This window comes from Paraburkholderia kirstenboschensis (genome assembly GCF_904848585.1).
Classification (GTDB): Bacteria; Pseudomonadota; Gammaproteobacteria; order Burkholderiales; family Burkholderiaceae; genus Paraburkholderia; species Paraburkholderia kirstenboschensis.
In genome coordinates this window covers 518,987-533,576 of the sequence record NZ_CAJHCR010000005.1, presented here as the reverse complement: position 1 = coordinate 533,576, position 14,590 = coordinate 518,987, and the positions used below count along the sequence as shown (strand labels likewise).

Sequence of the window (14,590 nt, the reverse complement as noted above, 5' to 3'; positions counted from 1 at the left end):
GCGTCATGGCGGTCTCCACAGGCGGGAAAACCGCACCAGCATGCGCTACAGACCCTTGGGGTACGACATCTGTACTTTGCTCAGGTACGACACTACTACTTTGCTCCCACAATCGGAATATTGCCAAGCGGGCGCGTAATCCTTCTGTCAAACGCGGATATGGAAAATCAAGAGCATGGGTCGTCGACTTCTGATCTGGGAGCAATCTCCGCGGTCGCACTGAACCACTTTTTTGCGCAGCGCGCGATGCGAGCTTTCTGCACCCATTTCGACGAGGCGCTGCAACATATGGACGTTAACGCCTCCCAGTTTTGCATGCTCGCCTTGCTGCAACAGCGCGAGCCACTGGTTTTCGGCGATATGGCTGCGGAACTGGAAATGGACCGGTCGAATATGTCGGCCAATCTGGCACCGTTGCTTCGCCGCGGGCTTATCTCGACGAACACCGACGAAAGAGATCGACGCAAACGTCAGCTAGTCGTGACTGCACAAGGTCGAAAAGCTGTGGCGTCCGCGATGATCCCCTGGATGCGGGCCTACGAGGACACCTTCACGTTCGCGAGGCTGCTTGATATCGATTCGATGCGCGATCTCTTTCGTGTGATGCGGGACATGAAAAAGCATGATGACCTGAACGAAGGCACGGTTCGCACAGAGTCTCGACTGGTGCTACGAAACGACTAGACCGGTAAGTCATGGACGGCGCGCTATCGTGACCTGATTTGCCTCGCCGCATCGAACCGCTTCAAAACGCTTCGAAACGGAAGACTCTGCGCGAAGACCGTATGGATTGTCTCGCCAACGTGAGCGCGAGTACCCGCCCCCCGTCGAGCGTTTTCTATGCGCTCGCCAGGCGGGCAGGTACTCAACGTGGGACGTGTGCGTGTTTAATTCGCCATCAACTCACGCACCGAAACCCCGCATAAACGTACTGATAATGCGGCTGAAACCAGTTTCGAAATGTCGGTCGTAACATGCACTGTGCGGTGCGCGCCGATCCGCCCTTCAGCACGTAATGTTTGCCGTCGAAGAAGTTAGCCGAGTAACCCAGATAGAACGGAAACGGCTCGAAGCCCGGCAACCCGTCGAACAAAGTCGAAGTCCACTCCCAGCCGTTGCCGTACTGGCCTTCCACGCCGAACGCGCTGACATTGTCCGGATAAGCGTCGACTGGACGCGGGTCCCAACTGCGGAAGTCGAAGTTGCCCGAGCCGGCATGCGGCGCGCCCTGCGCCGCGCGCTGCCATTGCGCTTCTGTCGGCAGCGCCTTCCCCGCCCAGCGCGCATAGGCGCTCGCCTCGGCGTGGCTCACGTACGCCGGCCAGTCCGGTGGAAGCGGTACTTCGTCGAACATCGTGCGCAGCGTCCATGCGCCGCGTTGGCCGCTCGCCTCGCGTCGCGACCAGAACGCGGGATGTTCTATGTGCTCGGCTTCCTTCCAGGCCCAATCTTCTTCCGACCACCACTTTCGCTCGCGATAACCGCCAGCTTCGATAAACTCGCAAAACGCGGCGTTCGTGACCATATAGCGGTCGATTTCGAAGGCCGGCACGTCGACGTGCAATTCACCAAACTCGTTGTCCCAGCCGAAGCGGCCGCCGTCGCGCGGCATGCCGATCACGGCCGAACCGGCAGGCACGCTGACCACCGGCGACAGGCTGTTCGCGCGCCCCGGACCGGTCACGACAGGCTCGCGCAGATCCGTCACTTTCTGCTCAAGCGGCAATTGGTGAAGCATGTAGGCAAGCGTCTCCGCATGCATCAGTCGATGCTCGATTGCCACGTTGAGCAATTGCCCCGAAGCATCGATTCGCGCGGAATCGGTAAGCGCCCGCAGTTCGCGGTCGATCTGCCCGCGGGCATTCAAACCGTACTGGCGCACGGTATCGAGCGAAGGCCAATCGCCAGGCTGATCGGTCGGAAAACCACCGTCTACCGGGTCGATACCGAATGCGAATAGCTGATCGAGTTGCGCATCGAACGCGGGCAGATCGAACAGGCGCTTGTCGAACAGATTACGATCGAAAGCTTCGAGATGCCCGATATAGAACACGATCCGGTGCCGTTCACGGATCGGCCGCTCGTACAGGAACTCGGGCTTGACGATGGAAAAGAGGGCGTCGGTAACCTGACGCGCGTCGTTCAGACGCTGGACGAGCGGATGATGTGGACCGGGGTCGCGGTTCATTTCGCCGGGTCTCCTTGCGGGGGGACGGACTAAACAAAGACTGTACCCGCTTGCAGATGCCATGCCAAGGCGCAAGGTCCGCCGAAAAATCGTGGCAAAGGACGCGGCCGCGCGGGCCGCGCCCCCCGTGTCGAGCTTAAACCTGGCGCAAGCCGTCCAGATCGACGATGCGAATATGCTTTCCTTGCGTGTCGATCAGGCCGCGCTTTTGAAATCTTGACAGGGTGCGGCTCACGGTTTCGAGCGTCATGCCGAGGTAGCTGCCCATGTCTTCGCGCGTCATTCGCAGGTTGAATTCGGCCCAGGAATAACCGCGTTGAGCATTGCGCTCGGACACGTCGAGCAGGAAAGCGGCGACTCGTTCGTCCGCCGAAAGCGAGCCGAGCACCATCATCTGGGCCGCTTCACGCACGATCTGCTCGCCCAGCATTTTGTGCAGGCGTTCCTGCATCGAGCCGATTTCGCGGCACAATGACTTGAGCGCCGTGTACGGAACGATGCACACCGTGCTGTCCTCGAGCGCCAGGGCGCTGCATGCGTGCCGGTCGTCGCTGATGCCGTCGAGGCCGAGCGCTTCACCCGCAAGTCGCAGCCCGGTGACCTGTTCGCGCCCGTCCCGATGCGCCATGACGGTTTTCATCGAGCCGGAGCGCACCGCATAGATATTGTCGAAACGGTCGCCGCTGCGGTACAGCGCGTCTCCGCGATGCACCGAGCGCGCGGAGCAGATCAGCGTTTCGAGCTTGGACAACTCGTCGGGCGACAACCCTTGCGGCATGCACAGTTGACGCATCGCACAGCTGGAGCAGCGCGCGGCGCTGCGCGTGCTGGTGCGCGCGGCGGCCCGCGGCGTGGCGCGGCGGCTGCGCTGCAACGGCGGCGAACTGACGGCCGGGCCGGGGGGGACAGCGGAGTCGGCGGCGCCGGCGGAGTGTGCAACAGCGGTAGAAGTAAGCATGTCTGAGCCAATGCCAGGGGAATGCCCCGATTGTCCCACCGGCTCTGTCCCCCGTTTCGCGGCAAAATGACGCGCTTCAGCCCTCAGGCCTCTTGAGCGATATCAGACCTCGGCGGCGGGTCTGAAGCGTCCGCACGCATTCCGCAGACGGGCACTGACGCTCACTCATCCTTTCGCCTCAACAGGCCCTTTCCAACGCCGACGCAAACGTTTGGCGAAATTTTCACTTTCTCTTGCGACCAACTCTCAAGGTTTCGCGGATTGTGTCGTCATATTGTCTGAAGAAAGCGGCGGCAACGAGAAGGGGCGGAATCACACGCGCCCGCGTCGGCGCGCGCCGGTGGTTCAAACGTCATCGAAGTGAACCGCCTCGAGACAGGGCGCATCCTTTCACGCTGAAGCGCCGGCTGCTTCGCGACAACTTTTATCGTGCGGTAGGGCAAGGAATTAGACACATGAAGATTTCGAATTTGAAAATCGGGGTTAGGCTCGGCTCCGCCTTCGCGCTGATGGTCGCGCTGCTCGTCGGCACGGCTATCGTGGGCATCGAGCATCTCGAGTCCACGAACACGAAGATGGACGAGATCGTCAGTAACCGCTACACGCTGATTGCGCTCAGCAATCAGATCAAGAGCAACGGCTACAAGGCGAACGGCATTCTCAGCAATCTGCTGCTCACTACGTCGCCGGACAAGGCCAAGCAGTACATGGACGACTATGCGGCCATCCGCAAAGCCAATGCGCAAGCCTACGGGGAACTTGAAAAGCATCTGACGAGCGATGACACGAAGGCGTTGTTCAAGCAGCAGTTCGACGCACGCTCGACCTACGGCGTGAGCGTGAAAACTTTCTTCGATCTGGTAAGCAAGAACCAGCAGCAGGAAGCGCGCGATGTCTATCAGGGCGACATGGCGCGGCTTCAGGATGCGTACTACCTGCTCGTGGACAAGATGGTCGACGTGCAGGCGGAGCGGATGGCGCGCGACGTGGCAGATGCGGTTGGCGAAGCACATCGCGCGAAGATCCAGATGATCCTGCTCGCACTAATCGCGACACTGATCGCGATCGCCACGGGCATCTTCATCACGCGCACCATTACGCGGCCGATCAACCGCGCGGTGAGTCTCGCGGAAGCGGTCGCAGCGGGCGACCTCACACATCACCTGCATGTCGATACGACCGACGAAGTGGGGCGCCTATTGACCGCGCTCGAACGCATGACGGGAAATCTGCACGGCATCGTCGCGCAAGTGCGCCAGGGCACGGACACGATCAGCCAGGCAACGCGCGAAGTGGCGAGCGGCAACATGGACCTGTCGAGCCGCACGGAGCATCAGGCGAGTTCGCTCGAAGAAACCGCGGCTGCCATGGAGCAACTCACGTCGACGGTCAAGCAGAACGCCGACAACGCGCGTGAAGCGAATCAGCTTGCGTCGAGTGCTTCGGACGTCGCGGTGAAGGGCGGCAACGCGGTGAATCAGGTCGTGAGCACGATGAGCGCGATCAACGAATCGTCGCGCAGGATCGTCGAGATCATCGGCGTGATCGACGGCATCGCATTCCAGACGAACATTCTTGCGCTCAACGCAGCCGTCGAAGCGGCGCGTGCCGGCGAGCACGGCCGCGGTTTCGCGGTGGTCGCGAGCGAAGTGCGCGGGCTTGCGCAACGCAGCGCCGTCGCGGCGAAAGAAATCAAGGAGCTGATCGCCGACTCGGTGAATCAGGTCGGTACCGGCGGCAAGATGGTGGAGGACGCGGGGCAGATCATCAGCGAAGTCGTCAAGAGCATTCGCCACGTGACGGAGATCGTCGCGGAGATCAGCTCCTCCAGCAAGGAACAAAGCGAAGGCATCGAGCAGATCAACCATGCGGTCACGCAGATGGACAAGGTGACGCAGGAAAACGCCGCGCTCGTCGAGCAAAGCGCCGCTGCGGCGCAGGCCTTGCAGGACCAGGCGCAACAGCTCACCGATACGGTCAGCACGTTCAAGCTGAACGGCGACACGGCGAAGCAACGGCGCGCCGCGAACCAACCGCACGCACATCGCACGAACGGCACGAGCGAGGCCGGCGCGTCAGGCGCGTGGCTCAACGCGAGCATGTCACCGCAGTAGAAGCCAGGCGGACAACGGACGGAGACACGAGCCGGTCGCGCGGACCGGATCGATAACAACAGAAGACCGAGCGCTCTGCAAGCCCGTATCCGCATCGCGTTCCTTTCCGTTTCGCTGTCTGCCGAAAATCGCGGCCAACTGTCATGTTGCCGTCGAGGGCTTGCGCCCCGAGCATCCCCATGCGGACAGCGAAATCCGACTAACGGTTTCTTCCGCACGCTATCAAACATGTCCCACGTCTCTTCCGAATCGATTGTTCTTTCACGCTCACCGGCCAGCGCGGTTATCGAACAGGCAGGCGACCTGTCGCCGATAGCGCGGACGTTGCAGGTCAGGCGCCTCATCGACGCGTTTCGTCAACACGGCCATCGTCAGGCGTCGCTGGACCCGCTGCGCCTCACGCCCGTGCCCGAAGTGCCTGAGCTCGACCCTGTGTTTCATGGGCTGGACCCGGCGCAGCCGATCGGCGCCGAGAATCCGCTGCTGCCGCCATCGGCTGCGGTGCATGAACTGGAGCGGCAGCTGAGGCGCATCTATTGCGGCGCAATCGGCCTCGATCTCACTGGTATTCGCGATCCGCAGCGCCGTGCGCGTTTATCCGCAATGCTCAAGTCGGAACAGCTTGCGCCGTTGCCCGCCCGCGAGCAGCGCCGCGCTCTGTTGCGCCGCCTGATTGCCGCGGAAATGTGGGAGCGTCATGTGGCGGCGGTTTTCGAGCATGCAAAGCGCTTTTCGCTCGAAGGTTGCGAGAGCCTCGTGCCGCTTCTCGAAGCGATCGTCGATCACGCCGCCGCTCAAGGCGTTCAGCAGGTGTTCGCGGGCATGCCGCATCGGGGGCGCCTCAACGTGCTCGTCAATGTGATGGGCTTCGATCCGGCGAAGCTCGTCGATTGCCTCGATCCCGCTTCCGATGTCGCAGCCATGCAGCGCGATCTGCCTTATCACCTGGGCGGCAGCACCGTCAGACAGACGCCCGACGGCGACGTCGCGATGTTCCTTGCGCACAATCCGTCGCATCTGCAAAGCGTGTATCCGGTGGTGAGCGGGATGGCGCGTGCATACCAGGACGAGCATCGCGGCTTTGGATGCCTGCCGGTAGTCGTGCATGGCGATGCGGCATTCGCGGGCCAGGGCATCGTGATGGAAACGTTGAACATGACGCGCAAGGACGGTTACGCGTTGGGCGGCACGGTCCACGTTATCGTGAACAATCAGATCGGCTTCACGACGCTGAACCGCATGGACGCCGAAGGGCATTCCTATTGCACGGACGTCGCGCGAATGATCGACGCGCCCGTGATTCGTGTGAACGCAGACCGTCCCGACGAGGTCCTGCGCGCCGCGAAGCTCGCATTGCAGTACCGCATGGAGTACGAAGCCGACGTCGTGATCGATCTGATCGGATATCGGCGCCTGGGTCACTCGGAGCACGATATTCCTGCGCTGACGCAGCCGTCGCAGCAAGCGTCAATCTCGGCGCATCAGACCGTCACCGAGCTTTATCACTCGGCCATCGGCGAGGAAACACCACTCGACGTGTTGCGCGCCGATGCATTGAGAGACCTTCTGACGCCGCCCACCCAAACGTCGTCGCGGCAGCGCCCCGAGCGCGAGAACGGCTCGAAGCGCACGAAGCGCACGCGGCCGTTGTCGCTTGCCCGCGTGCAGTCGCTTACCGCGGCGTTGACTCGCACGCCGCCCGGGCTGCGGCTACATGACTTCGTGCGCGACATCACGGCGAAGTGGCACAAGAGCGTAGAAGCGGAAACAGCCACGGCCGACTGGTGCTTCGCCGAAAACCTCGCTTACGCAAGTCTGCTCGACGACGGGCACAGTGTGCGCATCTCCGGCATGGACGTGGGCCGCGGCACCTTCATGCATCGGCATGCAGTGTGGCACTCGCAGGGCGCGACTTCCGATGCGACCGAGCCTCATGTGCCGCTGCAAAATCTCGGTGTGCATCAGGGTGAGTTCGACATCATCAATTCGCCGCTGACCGAGGAAGCCGTGCTGGGTTTCGAATACGGCTATAGCGTTCAGTCCACCTCGCACCTCGCTATCTGGGAGGCGCAGTTCGGCGACTTCGTGAACGGCGCGCAAGTGATCATCGATCAATACATCGCCGCGGGGGAGTACAAATGGGGCCAATCGTCCGGACTGACGATGCTGCTGCCGCATGGTCATGAAGGTGTCGGTCCCGAGCATTCGAGCGCGTATCTCAGCCGCTTCCTGCAACTGTGCGCAGGCGGAAACATGAAGGTCGTGATGCCGTCGACGTCATCGCAGTGGTTCCACATGCTGCGCGAGCAGGCGCTGAGCGTCGAGCCGAAGCCGCTTGTCGTGATGTCGCCGAAGGGGCAGCTCCATGGCAATGTGCGCTCGCATTCGCCTGTCGGCGAGTTGATCGGCGGTGCATTTGCTCCGGTGCTGCAAGACAGTGGTGCGGCTTCGCCCGAAGACGTGACGCGCGTCGTGCTGTGCAGCGGCAAGTTTTTCTACGACTTGCAGGCGGCGCGCGATGCTTCCGGCGACACACAGACTGCGCTTGTCCGCATCGAACAGTTGTACCCGTTCCCGGCGAGCGAGCTTGCCCTTGCGCTTGCTGCTTATCCGAACCTTGCGGAGGCGGTCTGGGCCCAGGAAGAGGAAAAGAAGCATGGCGCATGGCATTTCGTGCGCGATGACATAGAGGGAGCGGTTCCGGCGAACTGCCGCGTGTTCGACGTATGCCGGCGCGAGAGTCCATCGGGCGCGGATTCGTCTATACGCGCGCATCGCGTAGAGCAGCAGCGCCTGGTGGTGGCCGCATTGGCACGCGCCTGAAGTTGCGCCGTCAAGCAGTTTGCCCACCGGGTTGCAATTGAGTTGCTATTGTTAACAGCAATAGGCGAGGTTATCGTGCGCGGCAATGCCCATGCTGCAACGCGACCGCCTCGCCGTTTCCCGCTTCGCATTCATATTTGCGGCGCGTAAGCCGATTGGCGCGAACTGAGTAGCGCACGTTGGCATGCACGTTGCGAAGCAGTTCGTCGAAGCGATAGGACAATTGCACATGGCAACAGTATTGTTGGTAGATGACGACGCCGAGGCGTTGGACGCATGGAGCGCGATCTGCTCCGCCGAGGGCTACGAAGTAAAAACTGCGCTGGACGGTAAGTCGGCGCTAACTCAGTTCATGGCTTCGCCCGTCGACGTCGTGGTGGCCGACTGGCGCATGCCGACCATGTCGGGCAGTGAGCTGTGTCACCGGTTGCGCACACTGCCCGGGCTCGCCGACGTCGCTTTCATACTCGTTTCGGGAGAGCCGAGTCCTCCCGCCTTCGTCAGCTTCGACGGGTTTCTGCGCAAGCCGGTGGACGGCCCCACGTTGCTGGCCACCATGCGGCGCCTGCTCGAAGACCACGTCAGTCATCGCGCATTGCAGCGAGGCGGACCGACGTAGCATCGATCGCGCCCCCGGCTTCCCAAAGTCCCGGTTGCGCGCTGGCGTGGCGCTCGCGGCGTCAGTCTCGCGTTTGCGCGTCGTCGGATGCTTTGCTTGCCGCGGACGGGATCAGCAGCACCGGCAAGCGAGCCTGGCGCACACAACGCTCCGCGACGCTGCCGAGAATCAGGCGCTGAAATCCGCGCCGGCCGTGCGTGCCCATGACGAGCAGGTCCGCATTGAAGTCGGCGGCGGCTTTCAGCACGGCCGTGGAAACGTCGTCGAGCGACGGCGCTTCGGTGACGACGATCTCTCCCTTTACACCTTGCGCGTCCATTTCGCGCGCGAACTCCTCGCCGAGTTCCTTCCCTTGTTCGATGAGACGATTGCGAAGTATTGAAGGGTCATAGCCCGGCGCCTCGAAATACATTGGCGTATTTTCGACGACGTACAGGGGCTGCAAGACAGCGCCGTTTGATCTTGCAAGCGCGAGCGCTGCCTCGAAAGCACGGCGAGAAGTCTGGCTGCCGTCGACCGCTACAAGAATGCGTGTGTACATTTCCGCTCCAGGTCAGGTTGCGAGCTTTAATGATCGTTCAGAAACTCTGCTTCAGCCAGGATGTAAATCAACCAGTTCACAAATTTTGACGTTGCTCTCGCAAGACGGTAGCCGGTTCCCCAAGACGCGCGGACGGCTTTTTGCTCGATGCTGCGAGTCCGAAGCGCGGCAAATGCCGCTCGGGTTTGCCTTACAATCGGGATCTACTCTGACAAGCTGCATGCGCCCGGCCGATGAATGAGCGAAAAACGACGGGCTTGCCCGACAAAATCTACGGCGACATCCTGAATCGCATTCTCGAAGGCGAATACAAGGAAGGGCAGCGGCTGCCTACCGAGCATGCGCTCGCCGAACGCTTCTCGACCTCGCGGCCCACGGTGCGCGAGGCATTGGCCCGGCTGCGGGCCGACGGCATCATCGTGACGCGTCATGGGTCGGGAACGACAGTCGCGCGGCGGCCCGACCCGGACGTGCGGCGTTTCGCGCCGCTCGAAACGCTGTCCGACATCCGCCGCTGCTATGAATTTCGCATTGTCACGGAGGCGGGCGCGGCTGAGCACGCGGCGCTCAAGGCCGACGCCGACGACATCGCCGCGATCGAGCATGCATGGAATCAGCTCGAACGGATCATTGAGACGCGCGGCATCGGTGCGTCAGACGACTTCATGTTCCATCTGGCAGTGGCGCGCGCGTCGAAGAACCCGTTTTTCATCACGGTCATGTCGTTCATCGAGGAACAGATCGTCTTCAGCATGAATTTGTCACGCAACCTGTCGCTCGTGAAAACGGTGGAGCGGCAGCGTCTCGTGCAGGCGGAACACCGGGCGGTGCTCGACGCGATCCGCCGCAAGGACCCGCAGGCGGCGGGGCAGGCAATGCGAGCGCACCTGGAAAACGCGCTCGAACGGATGTTTGGTTCGTGAGGCAAGCTTCGCATGACTCGCTGTGCGCCGTCTGACCGGCCGTGGCCACCACGGTGAAGCCCGGCCAGCTGAGAGCAGCGGAGCAGCGGAGCAGCGAAGAGTAGCTAAGCGGCTGCGGCGATCGGCCCAAACAGCGCCGTGCGGGTCTTCGGACTCACCGCGATATCCAGCGCCACCGCGCGTTCCACGCCGATCTGCAGTGGTGAGCCGAGGCGGCTAATCTCGATTCCGGTCTTGCGCAACAGCCGCTCGATCGGGGTCGTGGTCACCGTCACATAGCGCGTGATGCCCATGCGGTCAGCGAAGGTCACGAGCTCATGAATCGCCTGCATGGTCAAGTCGGCGAAGCCGAACGACTTCTCCTCGCCGCTGGTGTCGATCGCGAAGCGGCTCAGTTCCCAGATATGCCGCCCGACCGGCGCCGCAGCGCCATGCAGCAGCTGAGGAAAGGTGTCCTTCAGCATGTTCGGCCCCTCGGTCGGCATCAGACGCCAGCAGCCGCGCACGCGCCGGTCGTCGGCCTGGATCAGCATGTAATGCGGTCCGAGCGCATCGTAGCCGTCGATCTCCATGCCCGCTATGGTCGGAATATCCCAGCCGAGCCGCCCGTGAAACACCCGTGCCCGCAGGCGGTACATCTCGTTGATGTCCTCGTTGTCGAACTCTTGACGCATTCCAATCCGGATCGCTGTTTGCATGACGTTCTCCTGAACGTGTTGGGGAAACCAATACGCAGGAAAACTTATGCATTCTGAATCGTTCCGCCACCTATCTACCTGGATAGGTGTGCATGCTTATCGGATATCGGAGAATTTGAGACAGAAACAGCACTCAACCGACGGGACACCAAAATGGAACATCTAGACAATCACTGGCAACCGCAAACCGGTCTTCAAACGCGTTCGGCGGAGCCGTCCACGGCGGTAGACCGGGTGTTGATCATCGCGTACCGCAAAAAGAAAAAAGAAAGCCAGCGCCGCTTCTGGGCTCGCTTCGGCGTCACGCAGTCGCGCGGCAGCCGCTTTGAGTCCGGTGCGGAAATCCCGGCGCCCGTCTCAATCCTGCTGGGCCTGTACTTCACGAAAACCGTTTCCGACGCCGACCTCGGCCGCGCCGAGCGGGTGCTTCACAGCCGCGACGCCGCGGCATTGCTCAACCCGGGTCAATAAGCCCCAGTTGTGTCGCGATCACGGCTGCTGCGCGTCGCGAATTCACGCCGAGTTTGGTCCTGATGTTCTTCATGTGGAAGTTCACCACGGCTTCCGAACAGTTCAGGATATGGGAAATCTCCCACGTGGATTTGCCGCGCGCGGTCCATTGAAGGCACTCGCGTTCGCGCGGCGTCAGCTTGGGCAATAAAGTCTGCGTGTGCGTTTGCAAATGGCGCTGACTGGTGTCGATCACGAGATCACGCAGTAGCACCAGATTCGGCAACACCACGTCGATATGACGCCAGAAGGTGTCCGTCGGATTGGCGTCGTTCACGAAGCACATCATGCCGGCCTCCTGATTCGGGCCGTGAATCGGCAGTGTCACGCCGGCGCGCAAACCGTGGGCGCGCGCTTCTTCGTACATGGACTGCTGCGGAGCGGTCGTGAAAATTTCCGGCGACCACACTAGCGGCGTGGAGCGTGTCGCGCAATGTGCGACCGTTGGGTCGATATGCACGAGGCCCTGCTCGTCGTAGGTACGGCGCCACGCGGGTGCGTACGTGCTGCGAATATAAGCGTCTTCGAGCCTGATGGTTGGGCGCGGAAGCATTGCGATCAGAAGCCGGTCGAATCCCCAACTCTCCGCGAGACCCGCGACCGCGCCAAACCATTCCGCTTCGTCGGCGGCGTCCAGTAGCGGTGCCATCTGCTCGATAAAATGTAGCGCCAATTTCCACTCTCTCAGACTCGCAAATAGCCTTTGTGGTTATTTGCGCAGGTTTTTATGTGTGACTGCTTTAGTGCGGACAATCTATCACTAAAAATTGTTTTGCAAGCGGGGCCGTCCGCTCTATACGCAGCCTTTAACCCGCGTTTAACCGGGCGTGAATAAACCTGACGCGGGCATTCACCCTCCCGGAATTTACGCATACCGCGAACAACGCCGTAATCCCCTAGCGGCAAGGGGTTCGGCTTCGCTCATGCATTTCCCTCACGTCGCATTCCGCGAATGCCAAATAAACAGGCAAAACCACTCCATTCGCCATGCCCTGTCTTAACTGGGCCTGTTGGGTTCTACTGCGTAAATCACCGCTTAGCGCGAATGGCGCTTATTCTTCTATTGTCATACAAAAAGCCTCCCGAGGCGCCTCAACATTTTTGTCGGACGCGTCGGTTTGTCAATTCGCGGATACAAAGTTGTTTGACAACTTTTCCGGGCGGATGCTACCGTAGACGCTACTTCTACTCCGGTGTCCGCCTGATGAACGAATCTCCGTTTGACGACCGCGAACTCGCGGCCTCGGTCATGGCCGTGCCGCCACTGGCACGCCGCGCAGACCATGCACTCGACGCCGACCAGAATGCCACGCTGATCCGCCATATCGAAGCAGGCGGCGTACGCACACTGCTCTATGGCGGCAACGCGAACCTCTATCACACAGCCGTCAGCAAGTATCGCGATTTACTCGATTTGCTGGCCGATGCCGCGGGCCCCGGCACGCGCGTGATCCCGGCAATCGGGCCGGACTACGGAAAGATGCTCGATCAGGCGCGTATCCTCGCGCAGACCCGCTATCGCACGGCAATGGTGCTGCCGCTCGCCGGCTTTACGACGTCGGAGGGCGTTGAAGCGGGTCTTACCCGGATTGTCGACGCGGCGGGCATCCCGCTCACGCTGTACATCAAAAGCGAAGACTATGTGGAGGTGGAGACGCTGGCGCGCCTCGTCGAGCGGGGCACGCTGCTCGCGGTGAAGTATGCGATCGTCCGCCAGAATCCCGCCGACGATCCCTACCTGCGGCGCTTGCTGCAACACGTGCCGGCGGGCAAGATCGTGTCCGGCATGGGCGAGCGCCCGGCGCTCGTGCATCTGCGCGAGTTCGGCCTCGCGGCATGGACAACCGGCTCTGGCTGTATTGCGCCTCACATGGTCACGGCGTTGCTGCACGCTGCGAAAACCGGTGACAGCGACACCGCACAACGTCTTTACGACGCCTTCCTGCCGCTCGAAACCTTGCGCGACGACATCTCGCTGATCCGGGTGCTGCACGACGCGGTCACGTTCTCGAAGATCGCCGACATGGGGCCGATGTTGCCTTTACTCAGTTCGACGCCGCCCGAACATCATGCGAAGATCGCCGACGCGGCGCATGCGTTGCTCGCGCTTGAAAGAGAACACGCGCGCGTGTCCGCACCAATTAATCCAACCAGATAGAGGCAGCATGACCGACCACAGCCGACGCTATCCCGATCCTTCCGTGCGCGTGCTCGATCCGCGCTTCAAGTCGCTGACGCTTGCATCAGCGTCCGTCGAGTGTCTGTATCAAGGCGCGCGCTGGTCGGAAGGGCCGGTCTGGTTCGGCGACGGCCGCTATCTGCTGTGGAGCGATATCCCCAACGACCGCATCCTGCGTTGGGACGAAGCGGGCGGCACGGTCAGCACGTTCCGTCAGTCGTCGAACAATGCCAACGGCCATACGCGCGACCGGCAAGGCCGCCTCGTGAGTTGCGAGCATTTGACGCGCCGGGTTACCCGCACCGAATACGACGGCTCGATTACCGTGCTCGCCGATCGCTATCGCGGCAAGCGTTTCAATTCGCCGAACGACGTCGTCGTCAAATCGGATGGTTCGATCTGGTTCAGCGATCCGACGTTCGGCATAGACGGCTTCTACGAAGGCGAGCAGCAGGAGTCGGAACTGCCGGCGTGCGTGTACCGGATCGACGCCCAGTCAGGCGAGGTGAGCGTAGTCGCCGACGACATTCTCGGACCGAACGGCCTTGCGTTCTCGCCGGACGAGTCCGTGCTCTATATCGTCGAATCGCGAGGCGAGCCGCGCAAGATTCGCGCTTTCGACGTCGACGGCAACGGCGCCGCGCTGTCGAACAACCGCGTGCTGATCGACGCGGGCCCCGGCACGCCGGATGGCTTTCGCGTCGACGTCCACGGGAATTTGTGGTGCGGTTGGGGTATGGGCACCGACGAACTCGACGGCGTGCGCGTCTTTACACCGCAGGGCGAGCCGATCGGCCATATTGCGTTGCCGGAGCGCTGCGCGAACGTGTGCTTCGGCGGACGTCATCGCAACCGGCTATTTATGGCGGCGAGCCACGGCCTTTATTCGCTATATGTGAACACGCAGGGCGTACCCGGCGGTTGATCGCGGGCTTTGGCTGCGAGCGGTCCGCGATAGTTGCCTGACAAGCGCTTATTGCACGTTGGGCGGCTCGGGGTTTGCCCTCCTATACAAGCGCGCCAAATCATTGAGGCCA

General features: G+C 61.6%; 13 protein-coding genes. 8 read left to right on the top strand and 5 right to left on the bottom strand.

Annotated elements, in window-relative coordinates; genetic code table 11:
* A partial coding sequence (locus JMY24_RS17715) for a MarR family winged helix-turn-helix transcriptional regulator (protein WP_236597433.1) occupies positions 1 to 684 on the top strand: 684 nt, incomplete at its 5' end.
* Positions 685 to 898: 214 nt separating this feature from the next.
* Here the strand turns inward: JMY24_RS17715 and JMY24_RS17710 are convergent.
* Together JMY24_RS17710 and JMY24_RS17705 are read right to left on the bottom strand one after the other, a co-directional pair.
* Positions 899 to 2,188, bottom strand: coding sequence for an SUMF1/EgtB/PvdO family nonheme iron enzyme (locus JMY24_RS17710; RefSeq protein WP_201702541.1), 1,290 nt, complete (start codon positions 2,186 to 2,188; stop codon positions 899 to 901).
* A gap of 136 nt (positions 2,189 to 2,324) precedes the next feature.
* The gene (locus JMY24_RS17705) at positions 2,325 to 2,981 is read right to left on the bottom strand and encodes a helix-turn-helix domain-containing protein (RefSeq protein ID WP_128592652.1); all 657 of its coding nucleotides are present in this window, start codon (positions 2,979 to 2,981) and stop codon (positions 2,325 to 2,327) included.
* Positions 2,982 to 3,601: 620 nt separating this feature from the next.
* On the opposite strand from JMY24_RS17705, the gene JMY24_RS17700 reads away from it, so the two are divergent.
* The 3 genes from JMY24_RS17700 (at position 3,602) to JMY24_RS17690 (ending at position 8,702) form a co-directional block, all read left to right on the top strand.
* The gene (locus tag JMY24_RS17700; protein WP_128596334.1) at positions 3,602 to 5,260 is read left to right on the top strand and encodes a methyl-accepting chemotaxis protein; all 1,659 of its coding nucleotides are present in this window, start codon (positions 3,602 to 3,604) and stop codon (positions 5,258 to 5,260) included.
* 228 nt (positions 5,261 to 5,488) lie between these two features.
* Positions 5,489 to 8,083, top strand: a complete 2,595-nt coding sequence (locus JMY24_RS17695) for a 2-oxoglutarate dehydrogenase E1 component (protein WP_128596335.1) — start codon at positions 5,489 to 5,491, stop codon at positions 8,081 to 8,083.
* A gap of 229 nt (positions 8,084 to 8,312) precedes the next feature.
* Positions 8,313 to 8,702 (top strand): response regulator, encoded by a 390-nt coding sequence (locus JMY24_RS17690; protein WP_128596336.1) that lies wholly within the window; start codon positions 8,313 to 8,315, stop codon positions 8,700 to 8,702.
* A 61-nt stretch (positions 8,703 to 8,763) separates the two neighbouring features.
* Here JMY24_RS17690 and JMY24_RS17685 read toward each other — a convergent pair whose 3' ends face one another.
* Positions 8,764 to 9,243 carry a universal stress protein gene (locus tag JMY24_RS17685; protein WP_128587614.1) on the bottom strand — a complete coding sequence of 160 codons (480 nt, stop codon included), beginning with the start codon at positions 9,241 to 9,243 and terminating at the stop codon, positions 8,764 to 8,766.
* Between the two features lie 233 nt (positions 9,244 to 9,476).
* On the opposite strand from JMY24_RS17685, the gene JMY24_RS17680 reads away from it, so the two are divergent.
* The gene (locus tag JMY24_RS17680) at positions 9,477 to 10,166 is read left to right on the top strand and encodes a FadR/GntR family transcriptional regulator (protein ID WP_128596337.1); all 690 of its coding nucleotides are present in this window, start codon (positions 9,477 to 9,479) and stop codon (positions 10,164 to 10,166) included.
* A gap of 104 nt (positions 10,167 to 10,270) precedes the next feature.
* Here the strand turns inward: JMY24_RS17680 and JMY24_RS17675 are convergent, their stop codons facing one another.
* A complete protein-coding gene (locus JMY24_RS17675) occupies positions 10,271 to 10,864 on the bottom strand; it encodes an acyl-homoserine-lactone synthase (protein WP_128596338.1) in 594 nt (197 codons plus the stop codon).
* Positions 10,865 to 11,017: 153 nt separating this feature from the next.
* Between JMY24_RS17675 and JMY24_RS17670 the strand changes: the two genes are divergently transcribed.
* On the top strand, positions 11,018 to 11,335 hold the full coding sequence (locus JMY24_RS17670; RefSeq protein ID WP_020066662.1) for a helix-turn-helix domain-containing protein: 318 nt from the start codon (positions 11,018 to 11,020) through the stop codon (positions 11,333 to 11,335).
* Here the strand turns inward: JMY24_RS17670 and JMY24_RS17665 are convergent.
* Positions 11,319 to 12,023 carry a helix-turn-helix transcriptional regulator gene (locus JMY24_RS17665; protein WP_128596351.1) on the bottom strand — a complete coding sequence of 235 codons (705 nt, stop codon included), beginning with the start codon at positions 12,021 to 12,023 and terminating at the stop codon, positions 11,319 to 11,321. The genes JMY24_RS17670 and JMY24_RS17665 overlap by 17 nt on opposite strands.
* 555 nt (positions 12,024 to 12,578) lie before the next feature.
* Between JMY24_RS17665 and JMY24_RS17660 the strand changes: the two genes are divergently transcribed.
* Positions 12,579 to 13,532, top strand: coding sequence for a dihydrodipicolinate synthase family protein (locus tag JMY24_RS17660; RefSeq protein WP_128596339.1), 954 nt, complete (start codon positions 12,579 to 12,581; stop codon positions 13,530 to 13,532).
* A gap of 7 nt (positions 13,533 to 13,539) precedes the next feature.
* Positions 13,540 to 14,478, top strand: a complete 939-nt coding sequence (locus tag JMY24_RS17655) for an SMP-30/gluconolactonase/LRE family protein (RefSeq protein WP_128596340.1) — start codon at positions 13,540 to 13,542, stop codon at positions 14,476 to 14,478.
* Positions 14,479 to 14,590: the final 112 nt, after the last annotated feature.